Annotated in this window: 9 protein-coding genes; all 9 read left to right on the top strand. The window is 28.1% G+C overall.

The features are described 5' to 3' along the window. Positions 1-641, top strand: a 641-nt coding sequence (locus tag J3U63_RS12900) for a DUF2345 domain-containing protein (RefSeq protein ID WP_267371791.1), incomplete at its 5' end; no start/stop codon positions are given. After that, positions 632-919 carry a hypothetical protein gene (locus J3U63_RS12895; RefSeq protein WP_267371790.1) on the top strand — a complete coding sequence of 96 codons (288 nt, stop codon included), beginning with the start codon at positions 632-634 and terminating at the stop codon, positions 917-919. The genes J3U63_RS12900 and J3U63_RS12895, both read left to right, overlap by 10 nt. Before the next feature lie 29 nt (positions 920-948). Continuing rightward, a complete protein-coding gene (locus J3U63_RS12890; RefSeq protein ID WP_267371789.1) occupies positions 949-1,647 on the top strand; it encodes a hypothetical protein in 699 nt (232 codons plus the stop codon). After that, positions 1,647-2,300 (top strand): hypothetical protein, encoded by a 654-nt coding sequence (locus J3U63_RS12885; RefSeq protein WP_267343715.1) that lies wholly within the window; start codon positions 1,647-1,649, stop codon positions 2,298-2,300. Before J3U63_RS12890 ends, J3U63_RS12885 begins: the two co-directional genes overlap by 1 nt. 38 nt (positions 2,301-2,338) lie before the next feature. Beyond that, complete coding sequence (locus J3U63_RS12880; protein ID WP_323849435.1) at positions 2,339-2,659, top strand: lysozyme; 321 nt, start codon at positions 2,339-2,341, stop codon at positions 2,657-2,659. 10 nt (positions 2,660-2,669) lie between these two features. After that, the gene (locus tag J3U63_RS12875; RefSeq protein ID WP_267371788.1) at positions 2,670-3,206 is read left to right on the top strand and encodes a hypothetical protein; all 537 of its coding nucleotides are present in this window, start codon (positions 2,670-2,672) and stop codon (positions 3,204-3,206) included. Positions 3,207-3,599: 393 nt separating this feature from the next. Further along, positions 3,600-4,139, top strand: a complete 540-nt coding sequence (locus J3U63_RS12870; protein WP_267371787.1) for an N-acetylmuramidase domain-containing protein — start codon at positions 3,600-3,602, stop codon at positions 4,137-4,139. Then, positions 4,078-4,260, top strand: a complete 183-nt coding sequence (locus tag J3U63_RS13465; RefSeq protein WP_416379637.1) for an N-acetylmuramidase domain-containing protein — start codon at positions 4,078-4,080, stop codon at positions 4,258-4,260. Before J3U63_RS12870 ends, J3U63_RS13465 begins: the two co-directional genes overlap by 62 nt. A 25-nt stretch (positions 4,261-4,285) precedes the next feature. Next, complete coding sequence (locus tag J3U63_RS12865; RefSeq protein ID WP_267371786.1) at positions 4,286-5,281, top strand: hypothetical protein; 996 nt, start codon at positions 4,286-4,288, stop codon at positions 5,279-5,281. The last annotated feature ends 291 nt before the right edge of the window (positions 5,282-5,572 follow it).

Below are 5,572 nucleotides of genomic sequence, written 5' to 3'. Positions count from 1 at the left end.
AGCGAGGTGAAGGGTTTGAACTGCGCACTGATGAATGGGGCGCCTTAGCGGCGGCAAAGGGGTTATATCTGACCACCCAAACCGAGCCGAAAGCGCAGGGCAAACAGCTGGATATGCAAGGTGCAATTACTCAGTTAGAAAACGCCTTATCGATAGCTAAATCCCTGCAAAATGCGGCTAAACAATCGGAAGCACACTGTGCTGATACCGACAGTCAAAATCAGCTCAAGGCAAACTTAACTGAGCTGGCGCAAAGTGGCATTTTAGCTTATGCACAGGAGGGCATTGCGTTAACCAGTCCTGAAAACATCCAACTATCTACGAGTAGCAGTATTTCCTTAACCAGTGAAAACCAGACTGACATCACTGCATTAAAAACCATCACCCTGTCTGGTGGTGAATCATTGGGATTATTTGCCCACAAATCGGGGATGAAAGTTTTTGCTAACCAGGGTGATATAAACCTGCAAGCGCAAAATGCCAACCTGAATATGGCCGCCAAACAAGATATCAAAATTGACAGTGTTGATGGTGAGCTGACAATCACAGCCAGTCAAAAAATCACCTTAATTTGTGGTGGCTCTTATATCAAAATCAGTGAAGAGGGGATTGAACTCGGTACAGCTGTAATGTGTATATAAAAAGCAATGCTTTGCAAAAAATGGGGGCAAATAAAATATTAAATAACAAAAAATATTTACCTTGTGCAAGCGATAGTGGTTTATATCATATAAAATTTTTATTAAAAGATACAGATACGAAACAACCGCTAAAAAATACGAGATATGAAATAACATTAGATGATAATACCAAATTAGAAGGAATATCAGATGAACAAGGATATACTTCAAAAATTATTTCATTGGAAAATAAAATTACTAATTTAAAAGTATTTAAACCTATCTTTATTGAGGAATAAATAACTGTATTGAGTGAGTGAATATAATTATGAATTATGCTATTGAAGTAAACAATTTCCAGATGAATAAAATTGATGAAGACGATGTTGTAGAAGCATATATTAGTGGTTCAGAAGATTATATAATTCCTTTGGTTTTTCCCGATTATTTAATTAGGATAGATATATTGGATTCAACAATTCGAGTCCCTTTGTTAGGGTATGCAGGAGCTTTGATAATTAATGGTAAAAGTGGGCAAACAAAATATTACGAATACGGTCGATATCCACCAGGCGATTTAGAAAGAACAAGAAAAGTCTCAATTAACAATGTTAAAATAACTTCATCAAAAATGATTGAAATATCTTCATTCAAAAAGTTACTACGGCAAATATCTGCAAATTCAGGTCAACGCGGTAATATTAGAGGAGCTATTCTTAGAAAAGAAAATATTTACGATATTTCAGTCGAGTATTGTGAGCAAAAAATAAGAGAAAATGATGACCCTGAAAGAAAACCATATTCAATTTATTCAAATAGTTGCATGACATTTGTTGATGATTTGCTCAGATATCTTGGTTTTGTAACTCTAGGTTTAACAAGAATATCGATAGACATAGCAAATACTGTAAAAAATTATATATTTTCAATAATACCAAATGCTTACATGCAGGAGATCCAATTTTATTTTTCAGCAAGGGATTTACACTATTATTATGTTTCAGATAGGTTAGAGGTAGATTATTAATGAAAAGAAAATTGAAGATAAAATATCTATTTTTCATAACATTATGTTATTTAAGTGGTTATGCTTTTGGCGAAACAAAATTAATTTCTAAAAATAATAATGAGTGGATTGAATTTTATAATGGTAAGGATTCAGAATATCTAATAATTACGTCAAATAATCAACCTAACTATTGTATTTTAATTTCATCTAGTACAGGTGTCCCTTTAACTAAGGGAAGAATTTTTTATGATGATTCTATCGATGCACTTAAAATGGCTTTAAGATTTGCTTATTTAAACCCTGCAGAAAAGTGGTGGTCAGTTGATATTTATAAAAAGAATGATTTGAATAAAAGCGTTAAGACTATGCCGATTACTCCTAGTGTTGATTGCTATAATGGTGGATTGACCTTAGAGGTCATTGAGTATAAACCTCCCTTTTATTTTGTTGCAATCAAACTAATCAATCAAGAATTTCACACTATTGGTTTTATAAAATCAGACAAAATATTAAACAAAAACAATTTTGATTTTATTTTATTAGATATTATATATATGAAAAATAGAGAAAGATTTGAAGTGTTATCATGCTCTACAACTAACTTTGATTGTAAAAATAGCAAATACTCATATCCTTACCAGTATTTTTCTAAACTATCGCAAAATAATTAAGTTTAATCATTTTGAGATTCTTTTTAATGTAAGACGTTATTACATTAACTATTGAACAAGAAAAATTATTATTAATTAAAATAATTCCCGATTATGAAAATAAAATTGAGAAAGTTATAAAAATTGATTTGAAGCAACATGAATATGATGCATTAGTTTCTTTTGTTTATAATTTTGGTTCTATTAAGAGTGATAGTGATTTATCAAAATATCTTAATGAAGGCAAAAAGAAAAAAGCAATGGATGTTTTTGTACAATATAATAAATCTGGAGGTAAAGTTTTAGACGGTTTAAAGAAAAGGCGAGAGAAAGAACGGGAAATATTTGAAAATGGTATATATGCGACAGAGATTTATTAGGCGAAAGATTATGCTTCGTAATACTTATTTAATATTCAGCCTGCTTTTGTCATTTTCAATAAAAGCAGATTTAACAAATAATTGGATAGTGACTAAAGTATATATTAGTGATAGACCATATACAAAAAAAGTGTCCTATAATGATCCAATTTATCTTAATAGAATTTTTCAATGGGATGAAAATGTTATTAAAACTAATATTTATTCTGGTGATCTTATTGAGATTTGTACAAATTATAAAATAAATAAATTTATTATCAATTTTGATGAGATTTTAAACAAAGAAATGCTAAGTGCTGACTCTTTTGATATAAATATCAAACATTCAATAAACCAAATAGATATTTTTTGCCCTAATATTCAAAAAACATGGACACTATTTGAAAAAAATGCTGATGCATATTTAATAATAAATACAAATGATTCTATATTAGAAATAAATCGAATAAAGTATCAAAATACTGTTCCAAGTTTCTCTTGTTCAAAAGCAAAGAAGGTAGCTGAAAAAACTGATTTGCCAAAATATTTATCTATCAGGATTAGATAGGAGTATTCATGATATTTATCATAATATAAAAAAATATTATGACTACGATAATGATCAGAAAGAGTTTGAAGAAATATACAGTAATCAAAAAAAATTTATTCAGAAAAGAGATTTATGTACTAACGAAAAGTGTTTGCTGGATATTATGAATAAACATACTTATCAATTACATGAATATATGCCATTGATTACACCTTACTAGACTGGCATCTGGTGTAAATTTCAAGTTGTATTTGATCAGAAAGTAAAAATAGGGAACTTTAAGAATCTTTTTTGAATGATAAATATCTTACGTATAGTCGCTTATATAAAGAATAATCAGACACCTCAACCAAGCAAACTGAAACTTCATCAACGCCAGACACGTTAAGTCAAAATGGTAAGGTTTGGTTTATGCATCTGATTACGATGATAAATCCAACGATTAAAAAACATCCAATTATTTTATTAAATAATAAAGAATATGAACTTATTTTTTTAGAACTAAGAATGAATATGGATTTATTAACCGACTTCGATTATGAACAAGTTGCAAATGAGTTAGTATGTGAAGCAAAAGCTCTTAAAGCTGTAGCTATAAAAGAAACAAAGGATGAAAGTTTTTATACTTATTTAGGAGATCATGTCCCTAAAATATTGTTTGAAAGAAATTATTTTCACAAATTAACCAATGGTAAATTTGATGATGATCCTGAAATTTCTAGTAGTTCTTCATTTGCTAAGTATGGTACTTATGCTAAACAATATGAACGATTAATAAAAGCATATAATTTATCACCTCGAGAAGCATTACTATCAGCTTCTTGGGGAAAATTTCAAGTCATGGGGGCAAATATGCATTCAAATGAATTAAGTATTGAAGATATTCTATATGAAATTAGCCGTTCAAAAAAATCATTTAATTACATTAAAAGGTTATTTATTAAAAAATAACAATGTATTAGAACCATTAAAGTTAAAAAAATGGGACACATTTGCTTTTTATTATAATGGAAGAAATTATAATAAAAATAATTATGATGTGCTTATAAAAGAAATATATGAAAAACTATAAAGAAGAAAAATAAAGGAATCATAATATGAAGAAAATTATTATTATTTTTATACTATCAATTAATTTTGCATTTGCTAATACAACAAAATGTGATAAAGATTCGGTTAAAAAAATAAATATAACAACATTTTCTGGGGACAATATGAATTTATTATACCAATATTGCCGGTATAATAACGAAGAATCAAAGAATTATGATGGATATCAATTATTAACGATTAACGTTGATAACAATTCATTCACCTATACAAATAATGTGATTGGCAATGAATATTTTGGTGGGGAAATGTTTTATTCAAAACTAGGTATATTCGGTTTAATCGAATCAAATACAGGTAATTCACCATTAACAATCACATATTTAAACATCAAAGATAATAATCTAATTTTATTGGGAAAAATCACGTTTGAACGACGTATGGGAAATATAATCGGTGAGCCCATTATAGAAAATATAAGTAATGAAACCATTAGAATTATCGATAATATATTTGTATTAAATAAAAAAAATATTTTGGGGGAATATTTTTTAAATTACTATGAGAGCTTTCTGTTTATTTTAGCCGATCAATTTAAACAAAATTTGTCAAAACATGATATAAATAGATTACTAGATAAATTAGCTAATTATCCAGATTTAAATAATTTTTATAGGCAAAAAATCTTTTTTAAAGATCGTTCTTTATGTACATATAATGAAAATCTAATTGAAATGGATGCTTTTGGTTGCCAAATAGGAAATAAACAATTATCTATTTGTTATAATTATTTTAACAAAAGTGATCTAATATATAGATTTGGCAATAAAAACAAAATAGAATTAGAGTTGCGAAAAGAAATTTCTGACCATAAAGTTTCAATAAATCCGTTAGTTTTTAAAAAAAATATTTGGCATTATGAAGTAAATACATATCCAGATAATGCAGGAATTTTAATAAAAAAAAATAACGAGAATATTACATTTCTTAAATGTGAAAATGAAAGTGTAGAACCTTATATACTTAATCCAATATGGAATTAGAATGAAATAGGTTAGTAATAACTTATTGGCAAGTCACATGGATAAATGAATTTTTCTGCTTATATGAAATAATATCTGGTTATTTAGGAAACGCAAATTTTAACAAGCATTGAAGAATTATAACCCAAGACTAAATCACATAAAACTAAAAAAAAATTCAAACATCTGATACCTCAAATAAACATGCAGAAACTTCAACACCTGCTACGTTAAGCCAAAACGGTGAGGTTTGGTTTATGCATCCAGTTGCCCTTATGAATTACTTTAAATTTAAAGCAGGCATTGTGACTT

This window comes from Gilliamella sp. B2838 (genome assembly GCF_026536185.1).
Classification (GTDB): Bacteria; Pseudomonadota; Gammaproteobacteria; order Enterobacterales; family Orbaceae; genus Gilliamella.
Note: the sequence above shows the minus strand (reverse complement) of the source record. Positions and strands in the feature narration are given on the sequence as shown.